The 15,599-nt window shown below is 71.3% G+C and carries 18 protein-coding genes; 8 read left to right on the forward strand and 10 right to left on the reverse strand.

All coding sequences use genetic code 11. The features are described from left to right. Positions 1-40: 40 nt before the first annotated feature. The 5 genes from L0965_RS03065 to L0965_RS03085 are packed head-to-tail and all read right to left on the reverse strand — an operon-like array spanning position 41 to position 5,274. A complete protein-coding gene (locus tag L0965_RS03065; protein ID WP_101305611.1) occupies positions 41-1,573 on the reverse strand; it encodes an ABC transporter substrate-binding protein in 1,533 nt (510 codons plus the stop codon). Continuing rightward, the gene (locus tag L0965_RS03070; RefSeq protein ID WP_101305612.1) at positions 1,570-2,418 is read right to left on the reverse strand and encodes an ATP-binding cassette domain-containing protein; all 849 of its coding nucleotides are present in this window, start codon (positions 2,416-2,418) and stop codon (positions 1,570-1,572) included. The genes L0965_RS03065 and L0965_RS03070 overlap by 4 nt, the downstream gene beginning before the upstream one ends. After that, positions 2,415-3,428 (reverse strand): ABC transporter ATP-binding protein, encoded by a 1,014-nt coding sequence (locus L0965_RS03075; RefSeq protein WP_101305614.1) that lies wholly within the window; start codon positions 3,426-3,428, stop codon positions 2,415-2,417. The genes L0965_RS03070 and L0965_RS03075 overlap by 4 nt, the downstream gene beginning before the upstream one ends. Then, positions 3,425-4,351 (reverse strand): ABC transporter permease, encoded by a 927-nt coding sequence (locus L0965_RS03080; protein WP_060961059.1) that lies wholly within the window; start codon positions 4,349-4,351, stop codon positions 3,425-3,427. The genes L0965_RS03075 and L0965_RS03080 overlap by 4 nt, the downstream gene beginning before the upstream one ends. Then, entirely contained in the window at positions 4,348-5,274 is a 927-nt protein-coding gene (locus tag L0965_RS03085) for an ABC transporter permease (protein WP_157831552.1), read from the reverse strand. The genes L0965_RS03080 and L0965_RS03085 overlap by 4 nt, the downstream gene beginning before the upstream one ends. A gap of 245 nt (positions 5,275-5,519) precedes the next feature. On the opposite strand from L0965_RS03085, the gene L0965_RS03090 reads away from it, so the two are divergent. From L0965_RS03090 to proC, 3 genes are all read left to right on the forward strand, one after another. After that, positions 5,520-6,515: an ornithine cyclodeaminase family protein gene (locus L0965_RS03090; RefSeq protein WP_101305616.1), complete on the forward strand. Its 996-nt coding sequence runs from the start codon at positions 5,520-5,522 to the stop codon at positions 6,513-6,515. Between the two features lie 66 nt (positions 6,516-6,581). Continuing rightward, positions 6,582-7,253, forward strand: a complete 672-nt coding sequence (locus L0965_RS03095) for a GntR family transcriptional regulator (RefSeq protein WP_157831553.1) — start codon at positions 6,582-6,584, stop codon at positions 7,251-7,253. 69 nt (positions 7,254-7,322) lie between these two features. Further along, on the forward strand, positions 7,323-8,156 hold the full coding sequence (gene proC / locus L0965_RS03100; RefSeq protein ID WP_101305618.1) for a pyrroline-5-carboxylate reductase: 834 nt from the start codon (positions 7,323-7,325) through the stop codon (positions 8,154-8,156). A gap of 98 nt (positions 8,157-8,254) precedes the next feature. On the opposite strand, the gene L0965_RS03105 is transcribed toward proC, so the two are convergent. The 3 genes from L0965_RS03105 to L0965_RS03115 all read right to left on the reverse strand — a co-directional run bounded on the left by L0965_RS03105 (position 8,255) and on the right by L0965_RS03115 (position 11,471). Continuing rightward, a complete protein-coding gene (locus L0965_RS03105; RefSeq protein ID WP_101305619.1) occupies positions 8,255-9,250 on the reverse strand; it encodes a hypothetical protein in 996 nt (331 codons plus the stop codon). Between the two features lie 114 nt (positions 9,251-9,364). Further along, a complete protein-coding gene (locus L0965_RS03110) occupies positions 9,365-10,036 on the reverse strand; it encodes a TrkA family potassium uptake protein (RefSeq protein ID WP_005049780.1) in 672 nt (223 codons plus the stop codon). Continuing rightward, a complete protein-coding gene (locus L0965_RS03115) occupies positions 10,029-11,471 on the reverse strand; it encodes a TrkH family potassium uptake protein (RefSeq protein ID WP_101305620.1) in 1,443 nt (480 codons plus the stop codon). Before L0965_RS03115 ends, L0965_RS03110 begins: the two co-directional genes overlap by 8 nt. Positions 11,472-11,541: 70 nt before the next feature. Here L0965_RS03115 and L0965_RS03120 point away from each other — a divergent pair, with 70 nt between their 5' ends. The 5 genes from L0965_RS03120 to L0965_RS03140 all read left to right on the forward strand — a co-directional run bounded on the left by L0965_RS03120 (position 11,542) and on the right by L0965_RS03140 (position 13,151). After that, the gene (locus L0965_RS03120) at positions 11,542-11,949 is read left to right on the forward strand and encodes a helix-turn-helix transcriptional regulator (protein WP_060961066.1); all 408 of its coding nucleotides are present in this window, start codon (positions 11,542-11,544) and stop codon (positions 11,947-11,949) included. A gap of 132 nt (positions 11,950-12,081) precedes the next feature. Next, on the forward strand, positions 12,082-12,273 hold the full coding sequence (locus L0965_RS03125; protein ID WP_101305621.1) for a helix-turn-helix domain-containing protein: 192 nt from the start codon (positions 12,082-12,084) through the stop codon (positions 12,271-12,273). An 82-nt stretch (positions 12,274-12,355) separates the two neighbouring features. Beyond that, positions 12,356-12,454, forward strand: coding sequence for a 30S ribosomal protein bS22 (locus L0965_RS03130; protein WP_003792170.1), 99 nt, complete (start codon positions 12,356-12,358; stop codon positions 12,452-12,454). A gap of 110 nt (positions 12,455-12,564) precedes the next feature. Then, positions 12,565-12,858: a glutaredoxin family protein gene (locus tag L0965_RS03135; protein ID WP_198553671.1), complete on the forward strand. Its 294-nt coding sequence runs from the start codon at positions 12,565-12,567 to the stop codon at positions 12,856-12,858. Continuing rightward, complete coding sequence (locus L0965_RS03140) at positions 12,855-13,151, forward strand: Dabb family protein (RefSeq protein WP_060961069.1); 297 nt, start codon at positions 12,855-12,857, stop codon at positions 13,149-13,151. The genes L0965_RS03135 and L0965_RS03140 overlap by 4 nt, the downstream gene beginning before the upstream one ends. Here the strand turns inward: L0965_RS03140 and L0965_RS03145 are convergent. Together L0965_RS03145 and aspS are read right to left on the reverse strand one after the other, a co-directional pair. After that, on the reverse strand, positions 13,148-13,948 hold the full coding sequence (locus tag L0965_RS03145) for a tyrosine-protein phosphatase (RefSeq protein WP_101305623.1): 801 nt from the start codon (positions 13,946-13,948) through the stop codon (positions 13,148-13,150). The genes L0965_RS03140 and L0965_RS03145 overlap by 4 nt on opposite strands. A 37-nt stretch (positions 13,949-13,985) precedes the next feature. Further along, on the reverse strand, positions 13,986-15,341 hold the full coding sequence (aspS, locus tag L0965_RS03150; RefSeq protein WP_060961071.1) for an aspartate--tRNA(Asn) ligase: 1,356 nt from the start codon (positions 15,339-15,341) through the stop codon (positions 13,986-13,988). Positions 15,342-15,599 lie beyond the last annotated feature (258 nt).

Genomic DNA, 15,599 nt, shown 5'->3' on the forward strand with positions numbered 1-15,599 from the left:
GGGGCGAGGGGGCGGCGGCGGACCGCCCCCTCGCCGGCGCTCAGCCGGTGAACGCGACGTCGGTGAGGTCGTACTCGCCGTCGACGCGCGGCGTCCAGGTGACCTTCGGCGAGACCGCGTAGTCGGCCTCGGGGGTGAACAGCGGCACGATGTACGCACCCTGGAAGTTCGCCTCGGCGAGGTCGCGGAAGGCGGCGATGCGCTCGTCGCCCGCGACGGTGCGCTGCCTGGCGACGAGCGCCGCCGTCTCCGGGCTCTTCGCGTAGTCGTTCTGTCCTCCCGCGAACAGGTTGGTGGCGGGCATGTCGCCGTCCATGGTGGAGGGCGCCCAGGTGTTGAGGTACAGGCCCTTCATGTCGACCGTGCTGTAGATGCGGTTCGACAGCGTGGCCTGGTCCATGCCGGAGAGGCTGACCGTGAAGCCCACCGCCTCCAGGTAGCCCGCGATCGCCTGCGCGATCTCGGCGCTCATCGGGATGCGGCCGCTGGTCGCGTACTCCAGGGGGATCGCCTCGCCGGCGTACCCGGCCTCGGCGAGCAGCGCCTTGGCGGCGGCGGGGTCGTACGCCGGTCCCGTCGCGTCCGACACGTAGCCGGTGACGTTGGCGGCGACGATCTGGTCGTTGGCGACGGCGCGGCCGCTGAGGACCGTCTTGACGAGCGCGTCACGGTCGATCGCGTGCCACACGGCCTGACGGATGCGCTCGTCCGCCAGCGGGCCGGACGTGGAGTTGACGCCGAGGAACGTGGTGCCGTTGGCCGCGCGGGAGCGCACGTCGATGCCGCTGCCCTCGGCCGACGAGACCTGGTTCGGTGAGATCAGGGCGATGTCCAGGCTGCCGGAGATGACCCCGTTCAGTCGGGCCTCCTCGTCGGACACCGTCTGGAAGGTGAGGGTGTCGATCTGGGGAGCGCCGCCCCAGTAGGCGTCGTTGCGCTTGAGGACGTAGTCCACGCCGCGCTTCCAGCTCACGAAGGAGAACGGGCCGCTGCCGACGGGCGCGGCGGCGAAGCCTTCGGAGCCGAGCGCCGTGTAGACCTTCTCCGGGACGATCGACTGCGCGGTCGTGATGGACGGCCACGGCGAGAACGACGAGTTGAGGTCGAAGACCACCGTGTGGTCGTCGGGGGCGGAGACCGATTCGAGCATGCCCATGTAGCCGAGGTTGTCGGAGTCGGGCGTGTTCAGCACGGTCTCGTAGGTGAAGACCACGTCGGATGCCTTCAGCGGTTCGCCGTCCTGGAAGGTCACGTCGTCGCGAAGGGTGAACGTCCACTGGGTGAAGTCGGCGTTGGGGGTCCACGCGGTGGCCAGCGACGGCTGGATCGTGCCGTCGGCGTCGAGCACCGTGAGCTGGTCGAAGAGGTTGTAGTAGATGTTGTAGCCGGCCAGCGAGCCGTCGACGATCGGGTCGGGCGACTTCTCGGGCTCCGCGACGACGCCGATCGTCAGGTTGCGGGTCTCGGCCGTCGACGCCGAGCCGCCCGCGCAGGCGGACAGCACCAGCGCGGCGCCGGTGAGCGCGGCGGCCGCGGCGAGCGCGCGGCGGACACGGGATGAGCGGTGGGTCATGACGTTCCTCTGTTCGTTCGGGTGAGGGCAGGGGATGGTGCGGGTGGGGCATCCGCCCGCAGGCGCGGGTCGGGGATCGGGATGGCCGCGAGCAGCGTGCGCGTGTACTCGTGGCGGGGATCGTCGAAGATCTGGTCGCGCTCGCCGATCTCGACGATGCGTCCCTGTCGCATCACCGCGACGCGGTCGGAGAGGTGGCGGACGACGGAGAGGTCGTGCGCGATGAACAGATAGGACAGCGCGTGGGTGCGCTGCAGGTCCTGCAGGAGGTTGATGACCTGCGCCTGCACCGACACGTCGAGGGCGGAGACGGGCTCGTCGAGCACGAGCACCTCCGGCTCCAGCGCGAGGGCGCGCGCGATGCCGATGCGCTGACGCTGGCCGCCGGAGAACTGCGCGGGCGTGCGCCGCAGCGACTCGGCGCCGATCCCGACGCTCTCCAGCAGCTCGACGACGCGGTCCTTCGAGTAGCGCCCCACGATCGTGAGCGGCTCGGCGACGATGTCGTGCACGCTCAGTCGCGGATCCAGCGACGAGTACGGGTCCTGGAACACCAGCTGCACGCGGTTGCGCAGCCGCCGGCGCTGCAGCGGGGGCAGATCGTCGATGCGATGCCCCAGGATGCGGATGTCGCCGGATGCCGGGGTGTTGAGCCCGAACACGGTGCGCACGAGCGTCGACTTCCCGCAGCCGGACTCGCCGACCAACCCCAGGGTCTCCCCGCGGTGCAGTGTCAGCGAGACGCCGTCGACGGCGTCGACGACGTGGCGGCGGCGCCATCCGGTGCGCCGCGTGAATCGCACGTGCAGGTCGTCGATCTGCAGGACGGGTTCGGCGTCGCTCATCCGGCGACCTCCTCGGCGAGGGCGGAGACGGCGTCCGCGTGGTGGCAGGCGGAGGCGTGATCGGGCGCGACCAGGCGCAGGGCGGGCCGTTCGGCGGTGCACAGCGCCGACTTCGCGGGCAGCTCGCAGCGCGGCGCGAAGGGGCATCCGTGCGGGCGTGCCGCCGGCTGCGGGGGAGAGCCCGGGATCGCGTAGGCGCGCCCGGCCGCGCTCTCGGAGGTCAACAGGCTCGCGAGCAGGCCGGCCGTGTAGGGATGGCGGGGCGCGGCGAACAGGTCCCACACCGTCCCGCTCTCCACGATGCGGCCCGCGTACATGATCACGATCCGGTCGGCGGTCTGCGCCACCAGCCCCAGATCGTGCGTGATCAGGGCCATCGCCGCACCGGTGCGCTGTCGCGCCTCGGCCAGCAGGTGCATGATCTGCGCCTGGATGGTGACATCGAGCGCCGTCGTGGGCTCGTCGGCCACCAGGAGATCGGGGTCGTGGGCGATCGCGGCGGCGATGACGGCGCGCTGGCGCATGCCCCCGGACCACTGGTGGGGATAGGCGCGGGCGCGCGCCGCGGCATCCGGCACGCCGACCGCGCTCAGCAGTGCGGCGGCGCGCCGATCGGCCTCGGCGCGGCTCACGCCGTCGCCGTGCCGTCGCACGGCGCGCGCGATCTGGGCGCCCACGCGCTTGACCGGGTTGAGCGCGGTCATCGGATCCTGGAACACCATCGCGAGGCGGCGTCCGCGCAGCTCGCGCAGACGGCGCTCGCCGGCGGCCAGCAGGTCCTCGCCGCGGTAGTCGACCCGTCCGGAGAGCACCTCGACGCCGGCGGGGAGGAGCCCCAGCACCGCCGCCATCGTCAGGCTCTTGCCCGAGCCCGACTCGCCGACCACGCACAGCACCTCGCCTTCGGCGATCTGGAAGGAGACGCCGTCGACGAGACGCACCTCGCGTCCGTCGGCGTCGCGCGTGCCGACGACCAGGTCGTCGACGCTCAGCAGCACATCCCGGGTCATGCGCGGGCCTTCTTCCGTCGGCGGAGGGTGGACAGGTCGCGCTCGGCGGTGAAGCGCTGGCTCACGAGGTTCGTGCCGATCACCACGAGGAAGATCGCGATGCCGGGGATCAGGGCGAGGTACGGCGCCTCGCGCACGTACTTCTGCCCCTCGCTGATGAGCAGTCCCCAGGAGGGCGTCGGGGCCTGCACGCCCAGCCCGAGGTAGTCGAACGACGACGTGAGCAGCAGCACGCCGCCGATGTCGGCCGAGGCGAGGATGAGCACCTGCACGCCGACGTGCGGCGCGATGTGGGTCGACACGATCCACTGGGCGGTGGCGCCCTGGATGCGCGGCGCGACCACGAAGTCGCGGCTCTTCAGCGACATCGCGGTGCTGCGTGCCACGCGCGCATAGCCGACCCAGTAGGTCGCCGCGAGTGTGATGACCATCAGCCAGACGCTGGGGCCCAGCGCCGCGGACAGGGCGATGAGCACGAGGATGATCGGCATCGCCAGCTGCACGTCCGCCCAGCCCATCAGCAGGTTGTCGAGTCGTCCGCCCGCATACCCCGCGATCATGCCGACCACCATGCCGATGAAGGCGTTGATGGCGACGACGAACAGCACGATGCCCAGCGACACCTGCCCGCCGAGCGCCAGCCGGCTCGCGAGGTCGCGGCCCAGCATGTCGGTGCCCAGCAGGTGCGCGCCGTCGGTGAAGGGACGGATGAAGGAGGCGGACAGATCCTGTGCGTAGGGGTCACTGCCGGGCAGCAGGGGCACGATCAGGATGAAGGCGGCGACGACGGCGAGGATGCCGATGCCCACCCATTCGGCCGCCCGCAGGCGGGGCCACGTGAACCGTGCGGCGGTATCGGCAGGCGGAGCGGGCGTGACCGTCTCGGCGGGCGACGCGGGCGGCGAAGCGATGGGCGCGGTCATGCGAGGTGCCTCACTCTCGGGTCGACCAGAGCGCTCAGGACGTCCACGAGCGCGTTGGAGAGGATGAACAGGGCGGCCACGACGATGAGGCCGGACTGCACGACCGGGAAGTCGCGGGCGTACACGGCGCTCAGCATGAGCTGGCCCAGCCCGGGCCAGGCGAAGACGTTCTCCACGATGACCAGACCGCCCAGGAACGAGCCGAGGCTGATGCCCGCGATGGTCATCACCGGCAGCACCGCGTTGGGGAGCATCTCCGACACCACCACGTGGAACCGGCTCTCGCCCCGGGCGTAGGCCGTGCGGGCGTAGTCGAGTCGGGACTGCTCGCCCAGCGCGTTGTCGAGCAGCCGCAGGTACACCACGAACTGCGCCGTGGCGATGGTGGCGGCCGGCATGATGATCGCGAGCGGATCGCGGTTGCCGAGCGAGGGCAGCATCCCGAGCGCGACGGAGAACACGAGCACGAGCAGCAGCCCGAAGAAGAAGTCCGGGATGGCTTGTCGGGCCGCACCGACGGTCAGCAGGGTGGTGCGCAGGGCCCGGCTGCGGGTCAGGTGGACGGCGACGGCCGCGACGGCGGCCAGGATCACACCGGCCACCAGGCCCACCGCGCCGAGCTCGAGCGACGCCGGCACCCGTTCCAGGACCAGCTGCATCGACGGCACGCCGCTCTGACGGTACGAGTCGCCGAAGTCGCCGCGGGTCACGATGCCGACGAGGTAGTCGAGGTACTGCTTCCACAGCGGCTGGTCGAAGCCGAGGCTCGCGTTGAGCGCGTCGATCTGCTCGCGCGAGGCGTTCTCGCTGAGCAGGAGCGCCGCCGGGCTGCCGCTCAGCCGACCCAGGGCGAACGCGATCGTCACGACGACGAAGATCGTCGACAGGGCCTGAATCAGTCGTCCTACGACCAGTCGTGCCATCGGCTTCTCCTCTCCGTCATCAATCTGGGATACAGAATCCGCCACTTCTGTTACGGCGATGTGTCCCGCGGTTTCGGTGCAGTGAACTCTTTCGCGCATCGCGATCGGTCTCCGAGTGTGCCTTTATGCCGTTTTTGCGCGGTTCTTCGTGCGTCGCGATGACCCTGTGGGTGTTGTGAGCGGGAGTCGGGGTGATGTGACCGCGGTGGCCTCGTTCTACATTTGGGATACCAAAAGGAGATCCGATGACGACACTCACCCTGACCTCCGACGACGTGGAGGCGCTCGCGGATGCCGACGGCATGCGCGAGGCGATGGCGGCGGCCCACCGGGCGCTGCGCACCGGACGCGCCGTGCAGCCGCGGCCGCACGCGCTCCCCGCTGCCGCCGACCGGACGGCGGACGCCCCGACCGTCGTGCCGATGAGCGCGATCTCCGAAGAGCTCGGGATGTTCGCCGTCAAGGTGCTCGCCGACGCCCCGCGCAACCGGTCGGTGGGACTGCCCGCCCAGCGCTCGACCGTCGCGGTCTTCGACGCGGCGACGGCCGAGTGCGTCGCCATGATCGACGGACGGGCGCTCACCCGCATCCGCACCGCCGCCGTCACGGCACTCGCGACCGACGTCCTCGCGGATCCCGCGGCGCACGTTGCCGCCCTCATCGGGGCCGGTCCGCTCGCCGCCGAGCACGCCCGCGCGCTCATGCGCGTGCGCCCCTTCGCGGAGCTGCGCGTATGGTCGCGCAGCGCTCCGCGCGCCGCCGAATGCGTCGCGGCGCTGCGCGCCGACGGCATCCCCGCCGTGACGACGGACAGTCGCGAGGGCGCTCTGGAGGACGCCGACGTGGTCTGCACGCTCACGCCCGCGGAGCAGCCGTTCCTGGCGCGTCGGATGCTGCGCGCCGACGTGCACCTCAACGCGGTCGGCTCGCCGCCGCGGCCGATGTTCAGCGAGGTGCAGGCGGACGTCTTCGCCCACGCGCGTAGCGTCGTGGTCGACGATCCGGCGGTCGCCCTCGCCGAATCGGGCAACGTGCGCGGCGCGTGCGACGCGGGTGCGCTCGATCCGGCGGGTCTGGTCCCGCTCGGCGACGTGCTCGACGTTCCGCCCCTCCGCGGCCGCGGCGGGCTCACGGTCTTCAACTCCGTGGGCCTCGGCATCCAGGACCTCTACGCGGCGCACCTGCTGTGCGGGCGCGCGAGCGTCGTCGGCGCTGGCACAATGGTCGCGATCCGCTCATGAGCGCGCGTGCCGCCCTGGTCCGCCCGTGACGGGATCGCCGTGAGCGGCACCGTGAGGGGAGACGGCATGTCCGAGGCGCAGGATGCAGCCGACGACTCTCTGGCGGCGACGGCGTACCGCCGCATCCGCACCGCCATCATCCTGGGGCGCTACGCCGACGGCGCCGCGATCACCGAGGGGCGCCTGGCCGACGAGTTGCAGATGTCGCGCATCCCGGTGCGGGCCGCGATCCTGCAGCTCGGCGTCGACGGGTTCCTCGCGACGGCGCCGCGCCGCAGCGCCCGGATCGTCGGGTGGGACCGGCGCTCGATCGACGAGCTGTTCGACGTGCGGCTGAGCCTCGAGACGCTCGCCGCGCGCCTCGCGGCCCAGAACGCCGGCCGGGGCGCCCCCGTGGAGGTGTTGGACCGGGCTCTCGCGTCGGCCCATGACGCGGTCACGAGCGGCGAGCGGCTCGCGATCGCCGAGGCCCACGCCGCCTTCCACGCCCGCATCGTCGAGATGGCCGACAGCACCCTGCTCACCTCCCTCACCCGCGTCGTCAGCGGACGGCTCGTGTGGCTCTTCTACCTGACCGGCGTCGGCCGCGACGCCCGGGAGCAGTCCCACGAGCACGACGAGCTGCTGGCGGCCATCGCGGACGGCAACGCCCGCCTCGCCGAGAGCCTCGCCTTCAGCCACATCGAGAAGGGCCGCGCCCCGTCGATGCGGCTCATCCTGAACGAGCCCCGCGACTGAGACCCCTCCGAGACTGAGACCCCCGCGGCGGGCTCCCGGGGCGGGTGTTTCCTCTGCGAGGATGGGGGCATGGCCTCTCCGCTTCCCTCGATCGCGATCCTCGGTGCCGGCTCGATGGGAGGTGCCATCCTGCAGGGCCTCGTCCGCTCGGGCGCGGCACCCCGCGTGACCGTGACCAACCGCACGGCGGCCAGCGCCGCGCCGCTGGCAGCGCTGGACGGCGTGACGAGCCTCTCCCTCGAGGAGGATGCCGCCGCCAACACCACGGCCGCCGCCGCGGCGGACATCGTGCTCATCGGCGTCAAGCCCGTGATGGTCCCGGACCTCCTGCGCGAGATCGCTCCGGTCCTGCGACCGGGCACGATCGTGGTGAGCCTCGCCGCGGGTGTGACGCTCGCGACCTTCGCCTCCATCGTGGGCGAGGACGTCGCCGTCATCCGGTCGATGCCGAACACCCCCGCGGTGGTCGGCAAGGCCGTCACGGGACTGTCGGCCGGTGCCGCGGCATCCGCCGACGACCTCGCCCTCGTGCGCCGGCTGTTCGAGACGTGCGGCGTGGTGATCGAGGTCCCGGAGTCGCAGATCGACGCGCTGTCGACGATCTCGGGGTCGGGTCCCGCCTACGTGTTCCTGCTGATCGAGGAGCTCGCCGAGGCGGCCCGTGGAAAGGGCTTCTCCGACGCGGACGCCCGCCTCATGGCCGAGCAGACCTTCATCGGCGCCGCGGCGCTCCTGGATGCCACGGGCGAGGACCCCGCAGAGCTGCGCCGCCGGGTGACCAGCCCGAAGGGCACGACCGAGCGCGCCATCGCGGTGCTGCAGGGCGCGCGCCTGGACGGCGTCTTCGCGGAGGCGACCGACGCTGCCCTCGCCCGCGCGAAGGAGATGGCCGCCGGCGCCTGACCCCCCTCCTCGCCGCCTCCTCGCCCCCCGCCCGCGAGAAACCACCTTCGGCGCGAGAAACCACCGCCGCAGGTGTGTGTCGTCCCCGTTGTGGTTTCTCACCGTGGTCGGTGAGGGAGAGCGCGGGGCGTCTGGCGCAGGCTCGCCAGTCCGGCGCGGTCGCGCGGGCGGACGAGCCGCACCCCAGCGCGCTGCAGGGCGGTCGCCAACGGCTCGACCCGCACCGCATCCGCCATCTCCCAGCGCGCGACGGGATGCCCCGCGCGGCGCAGCCGGTCTTCGCGGCGCTTCTCGTCGCGGAAACGCCGTGCGGCGTCCGCGGGCGCGTCGCCGTCGCCGATGCCGTACTTGCCCCAGCCGTCGCTCTCGCCCACCGTGCGGCTCGACGGGAACAGGAAGTCCGTGCGGTCGGTGACCCCCTCGTAGCGGAACTCGGCCTGCAGCACCGGGTCTTCGAAGCCGCACCAGCGGATGACGGCGCGGCTCACGCTCTCGCCGGGCGACTCGGCCCGCGCGTCCGCGTGCGCCCAGGCCCACGCCAGCCGCGCGACGCCCCGGCGGGAGGCCTGCGACGCGGCCCGCTCCCGGAGGTCGTCGACGACGAGCGCGCCGCCCTGTCGGGGCGAGATCGCGGCATCCACGACGGCGAGCGCCTGCGCGGGTGGGAGCACGCGGGCGAGGTCGATGACGGCATCCGCCGGCGACGTGCACAGGATGCTGTCGACCGGCACGACCTCCCGCGCGTCGACGCTGGTGTGCACGCACACGTCGCCGAACCGGCGGGACGCCGTGCGGTCCGGATCGAACACGTGGATGTCGCGCGTCTCGCCGAACAGCGGCAGGCCGAGCAGCACCGCGGCGGACTCCAGGCACAGCACGGCATCCGGGTGGACGAGCGCGAAGGCGTGCACCCGCAGCGCGTACCGCTGCCACGGCGCCAGCCGCGCCGCCGCGGCGGCATCCACGTACACGCCGCGGCGCACCCGCGCGAAGCCGGGACCGGCCAGCGCCAGCCGCAGCACGCGGGCCTCGGCGGAGGTGACGAGCGGGAGCGGTGACCGGGTGATGGCGCGGTCGGTCAGCAGGTGCGGCATCCGCAGATCATGCCCCGCCACCCGCGGCGCCGCGCGCTCGTCCCCACCCTCCCCGCCGCCACCCCTTCCCACCCCCGCCTGGGGAGGAGCCCCCGCGCCGCCGCGGATGCGCGGTCAGCGGTCGAGGGAGGCGAAACGCTCGATGTCGCTGTTGGTGCCCGACACGATGATGAGGTCGTGGTTGGTGACCACGGTGTCGGCCTCGGCGTAGCGGAACGGCTTGCCCGGGCTCTTCACCCCGACCACCGTCACGCTGTACTTGGAGCGCACGCCCGACTCGTTCAGGCCGATGCCGCGGATGAACTTCGGCGGATACATCTTGGCCAGCACGAAGTCGTCGTCGAAGCGGATGAAGTCGAGCATCCGGCCGCTGACGAGGTGCGCGACCCGCTCACCGGCCTCGCGCTCGGGGTAGATGACGTGGTTCGCTCCGACGCGGGCGAGGATCTTGCCGTGCGACTGCGAGACGGCCTTGGCCCAGATCTGCGGCACCTTGAGGTCGACCAGGTTCGCCGTGATCAGCACGGATGCCTCGATGGAGGATCCCACCGCGACGACGGCCACCTGGAAGTCCTGGGCGCCGATCTGCTTGAGCGCCTCGATGTTCTTGGCGTCGGCCTGCACCGTGTGCGTCACGCGCTCGGACCACTTCTGCACGAGCTCGAGGTTGTCGTCGATCGCGAGCACCTCGCGATCGAGTCGGTCGAGCTCGCCGGCGCACGCGGCTCCGAAGCGGCCGAGGCCGATCACCAGGACGGGAGCATCGCTCCGGATCTGCTCAACCAACGATCGGCCTTTCGACGGGCAGCGAGTAATGCTGCGATCGGCTCGTCGCGGCCACGGCCGCAGCGAGAGTGACGGTACCCACACGCCCCATGAACATCGTCGCCGCCATGACGTAGACGGCGAGATCGGGGAGGTCCTGCGTGATGCCCGTGGACAGTCCCACGGTGGCGAAGCCCGAGACCACGTCGAACAGCACGTATTCGACCGGATATCGCGTGATCTGGGCGATCGTGATGGTCGACACCGCGACGATCGTCGACCCCCACGCGACGACGGACAGTGCGACCCGCTGCACGTCGCTGGGGATGCGGCGGCCGAAGGCCTGCACGCTCGGGCGCCCCTTCGCCTCCGACCAGACGGCGAGGGCGAGCACGGCGAGCGTGGTCACCTTGATGCCGCCGGCGGTGGATGCCGAGCCGCCCCCCACGAACATGAGCATCGAGCCGACCACCAGCGACGATCCGTGCAGCTCGCCGATGTCGACGACCGAGAAGCCGCCCGAACGCGTCATGGCCGACAGGAAGAAGGCCTGGAAGGTCGTGTCCCAGGCATCCATCCCGCCGAACGTCTTCGGGTTGTCGTACTCGAGCAGCAGGAAGACGGCGGCGCCGACGAAGAACAGGATCACCGTCGTGATGAGGGTGAGCTTGGCGTGCAGCGACCAGCGGCGCACGTGCAGGTGGTGGCGCCACAGCGCGAAGATCACGGGGAAGCCGATCGAGCCGAGGAAGACCCCCGCCATGAGCAGCGTGAGCAGCACGTAGTTGGTGGCGAAGGGGGCGATGCCCTCGGCGTTGGGGGCGAACCCGGTATTGGTGAAGGCCATCGCCGCGTAGTACGGCGCCTCCCACAGGGCGCTGAGGGGGTCGACGCCGCTGGCCAGCAGCGACGGGTAGAGCAGCACCGCGAGGCCCGCCTCGATCACGAGCGTCGACAGCGCGACGGTCGCCAGCAGCTGACCCACCTCGCCGAGGCGCACGGTCTGGCCCTCGTTGACCGGGCCGCCGTGGGCGCGCAGCGGGTTGGTGTCTCCGGCGGCGATCAGCTTCGCCCGCAGGCCGAGCCGCTTGGAGATGACGAGTCCGAGGATGGATGCCAGGGTCAGCACGCCCATCGCGCCGACGTTGACGCCGACGTAGACGAGCACGTGCCCGAACGCGCTCCAGTGGGTGCCCATGTTCACGGTCGACAGGCCGGTCACGCAGATCGTCGACACCGCCGTGAACAGCGCGTCGGCGAAGGGGGTGACCCGGCCGTCGGCGGATGCCGCGGGCAGGGAGAACAGGGCGGTGAACAGCAGGATGAGCGCCAGGAAGATGCCCACGGCGAAGCGCGAGGGCGACGAGGTCGTCGCGTCGCGGAGGCCGTCCCAGGCCGCGCTCATCGATGCGCGCAGGGAGCGCCACGCACGGGCACCGACGGTGTCGCCCGTCATGGTCCGCCCCTCTCTGCCCAAGAACCGTTGTCATGGTACTCCGGAGCGCGGCGCGGGCTAACCTATCGTCATGGCGGACATCTTCGACGTGATCGCCGACGGCACCCGTCGGGACATCCTGCAGCTGCTGCGCGAGCGCGCGTCCGCGGGCGAGCGCGGGACGAGTGTCTCGCACATCGTCACCGAGCTCGGGGTCAGCCAGCCGACGGTCTCCAAGCACCTCAAGGTGCTCCGCGAAGCCGAGCTCGTCACGGTCCGCGAAGAGGGCCAGCACCGTTTCTACAGCCTGTCGCCGGCGCCGCTGGACGCCGTCGACGACTGGCTCGTGCCGTTCCTCGACGAAGACCTCGTGGCCGCGCCGGCGGGCGCCTCGACCCTGCCCGAGCCCGCGGTGGCCGCCGCCGATCTGGTGGGGCGGGCCGCGGCATCCGCGAAGCACGCCTGGGACACCGCGCTCAAGCGTCTTCCCGGCCGCTGAGCGGCGCGGGGCGTCACCGTCCTGCTCATCCGTCACACGGATCACACGGGTTTACACGCGGCGCACCGAGACCCTAATGTTGTTCCACAGCAATGCGGAGGCACCGCATCGGGGATCGGTGGGGGAATCGGGATGCCGGACCTTTCTGACGTGCGTTTTCTGACGGTCGCCGAGGTGGCCGACATCATGCGTGTGTCGAAGATGACCGTGTACCGGCTGGTGCACGCCGGAGAGCTGCCCGCGGTGCGCTTCGGGCGCAGCTATCGCGTGCCCGAGACGGCCGTCACCGACGCCGTGCAACGTCCCATCGCCGACGTCGGCTAGACTGATCCGAGGGCATTTTTCGAGATGCCCGTTCCCGGACGCGGCCATCCGCGTCCAGACCCCTGACATAGTGAGGTTTTCCGTGGGTTCTGTCATCAAGAAGCGCCGCAAGCGCATGGCGAAGAAGAAGCACCGCAAGCTGCTTCGCAAGACTCGCCACCAGCGCCGCAACAAGAAGTAATTCGTCGCGGCACGCTGCAAAACGACACCGAGCGCCTGTCTCCGAGATCTTCGATCCGGGACGGGCGCTTCGTGTCTGCCCGCCCGCCGGAGTGGGGCAGGATGGATGCCGTGACCACCCTCACGATCATCTCCAAGCCCGACTGCCACCTCTGCGACGTCGCACGGGAGATCGTCGACACCGTGGTCGCCGACCTGCCCGAGGATGCCGTCGAGGTCGAGGAGCTGTCGATCCTCGACGACCCCGCGCTGTATGCGCAGTGGTGGGAGAAGATCCCCGTGGTGCTCATCGACGACCGGCTGCACGCGCACTGGCGCCTGTCGCCCGATCGGCTGCGTGCGGCGCTCGAGGACGCCTCCGCACCGGCATCCCCCGTCCCTCCCACCCCCGAGGAGTCCGCATGATCCGCCATGTCGTCGCGTGGAAGCTGAAGAGCGAAGACCCCGTCGAGAAGGCCGCGCAGGCGCAGAAGATCTCCGCCGACCTGCTGGCCCTGCGCGGCGTGGTCCCCTCGATCATCGAGATCGCCGTCGGCCCGGACGTCGTCGGCGGCGCGAACTGGGACGTCGCGCTCGTCGCGGACTTCGCCGACCAGGCCGGACTCGACGCCTACCAGACCCATCCCGACCACCAGGCGGTCGTCGGCTACGTGCGGGCGGTCGTCGCCGACCGGGTCGCGGTGGATCTCGAGGTCTAGCAGGCTCCGCCGCGCAGCCTCCGGCGCAGCGCATCGATCCCGTCCGCGCTCAGGCCGCCCGTGGCGAGGTAATCCGCGGCCCCTCCGTGCGTGCGGTCGATCCAGTCCAGGGCCGCGCGGATCGCGCTCGGCGGGGTCTCGGTGACGAGCGTGCGCAGGGCCGGGGTGAGCGGCATCCCGAGCGACGAGATCATCGCCAGCATGCCGTCGGCCCAGGCGCCGGCGAGGTGCTGCTGCGACGCGGCGTAGTCGGCGACGACCGCGTCGCGCTCGACCCCCGCGGCGTCCAGGAGGAGGGCGACGGCGACGCCCGTGCGGTCCTTCCCGGCGGTGCAGTGCACGAGCACGGCCGTGGGCTCGTCGTCGCGGGAGACGCCGACCCGGCGGGCCACCTCGGCGAAGGATGCCGCGCCGTGCTGCAGCATGCCCACGTACAGCTGGTCGAGGGTCGGCAGCTGGGCGAGCGCGTGCTCCACGAGCGCGGGGTCGGCCGCGCCGCCGGAGGCCAGCACGCGCTGCGCCATCTCTGCCATCGCTCCCTCCAGAAGCGACAGCTCGAGGATCTCGATCGGGCGCGACGGCGGGAGCCGGTCGGGAGCCGCACGGCGCTCGTCGGGCGTGCGGAAGTCGGTGACGACGCCGATCGGGCTGTCCGCGAGCGCCTCCAGGCCGGCGTCGGTCAGCCGGTCCAGCGCGGCGGAGCGGTACAGCACGCCGGCTCGCGTCGTGCCGCCTCCGATCAGCGGCATCCCGCCCGTGTCGCGGAAGTTGTGCAGTCCCTCGATCGCGTGTGCCACGGCATCCAGCCTAGGCCCGCGTGTTCGAGGGGCCGGTTCAGGGCGCCAGGCGCGTGGGGCCGCGGAAGAGGAAGGTGACCTCGCGGATGGAGTCCTGTCCGAGCATGAGCATCAGCACGCGCGCGAGGCCCATGCCGAAGCCGCCGTGGGGCGGGATGCCGTAGCGGAAGAAGTCGAGGTAGTGCTCGAGGCCCTCCAGCGACAGGCCCTTCTCGAGCGCCTGCGCCTCCAGCACGTCGATGCGGTGCTCGCGCTGCGCGCCGGTGGTGATCTCGGTGCCCTGGAACAGCAGGTCGTAGCTGTTCGTCAGCCCGGTCTCGGGGTTGCGCATGTGGTAGAACGGGCGGATCTCGGGGTGGTAGTCGGTGATGAACACGAACTGGTGCCCGAAGGTCTCCCGCACGTGCGCCGAGATCTGACGCTCGCCCTCGGGGTCGAGGTCGCCGTCGGTGCGGGGGATGTCGTAGCCGCGCGCCGCCACGATCTCGCGGGCCTCGGCCAGCGGGATGCGCGGGAAGGGGAGCGTCGGCACGACGACGTCGATGTCGAACAGCTCCTTGATCTCGTCGCCGTGCTTGTCCTTGACGGCCTGGAACGCGGCGGCCAGCAGCTCCTCCTGCATCGCGGCGACGTCCTCGTAGGAGTCGATCCAGCTGATCTCGGCGTCGATCGAGGTGAACTCGGTCGCGTGGCGGCTCGTGAAGCTCGGGTCGGCGCGGAACACGTCGCCGATCTCGAACACTTTGCCGAAGCCGGCGGCCTGCGCCATCTGCTTGAAGTGCTGCGGGCTCTGCGCGAGGTAGGCCGTCTGGTCGCCGAAGTACTCCAGGGCGAACAGCTCGGCGTTGCCCTCGGCGGGCGTGGACATGAGCTTGGGGGAGTGGATCTCGACGTAGTCGCGCTCGATCCAGTAGGTGCGCATCGCGTGCTCGAGCGTCGTCTGGATGCGGAAGACCAGGTTGTTGCGGCGCTGGCGCAGGTCGATGAAGCGCCAGTCCATGCGCTTGTCGAGGCCGCTGTCGGCGGCGATCGGCGTCTCGGGCAGGGCCGCGGCGGCGATCTCCAGGGTGGCGATCTTGATCTCGACGCCGCCGAGCTTGACCCGCTCGTCGTGCTTGAGCTGACCGGTGACCGTCAGGAAGGTGCCCGTCGACAGCTCCGAGATCAGCGCGGTGAGCGCGAGGGCCGCGGCATCCTGCTCGGCGCCCGTCGATTCGAGGAGAGCCGGGTCGGGACGCGTCGCGGGGTTCACGAGCTGGACGGCACCGGTCTCGTCGCGGAGGATGACGAACTGCACCTTCTTCTGGTCGCGGACGGTCTCCACCCATCCGGACACCGAGACGGTGCCGTCTTCGCGGGACTGCAGCTGGCTGACGAGGGTGCGTTCACTCACGAGGGATCAGTCTACGTGGAGCGGCGTTTCGACTCGCTGCGCTCGCTCAACGACCGGGGGTGTGCGGCGTTTCGACTCGCTGCGCTCGCTCGACGACCGGGGGTGTGCGGCGTTTCGACTCGCTGCGCTCGCTCAACGACCGGGGGTGTGCGGCGTTTCGACTCGCTGCGCTCGCTCAACGACCGGGGGTGAGGGCGGGCCCGGTCGTTGAGCGAGGCGCGCAGCGCCGAGTCGAAACGCCCCGCACCCGGCATCCGC

Source organism: Microbacterium sp. NFH-22A-Y (assembly GCF_021401375.1).
Classification (GTDB): domain Bacteria; phylum Actinomycetota; class Actinomycetes; order Actinomycetales; family Microbacteriaceae; genus Microbacterium; species Microbacterium hominis.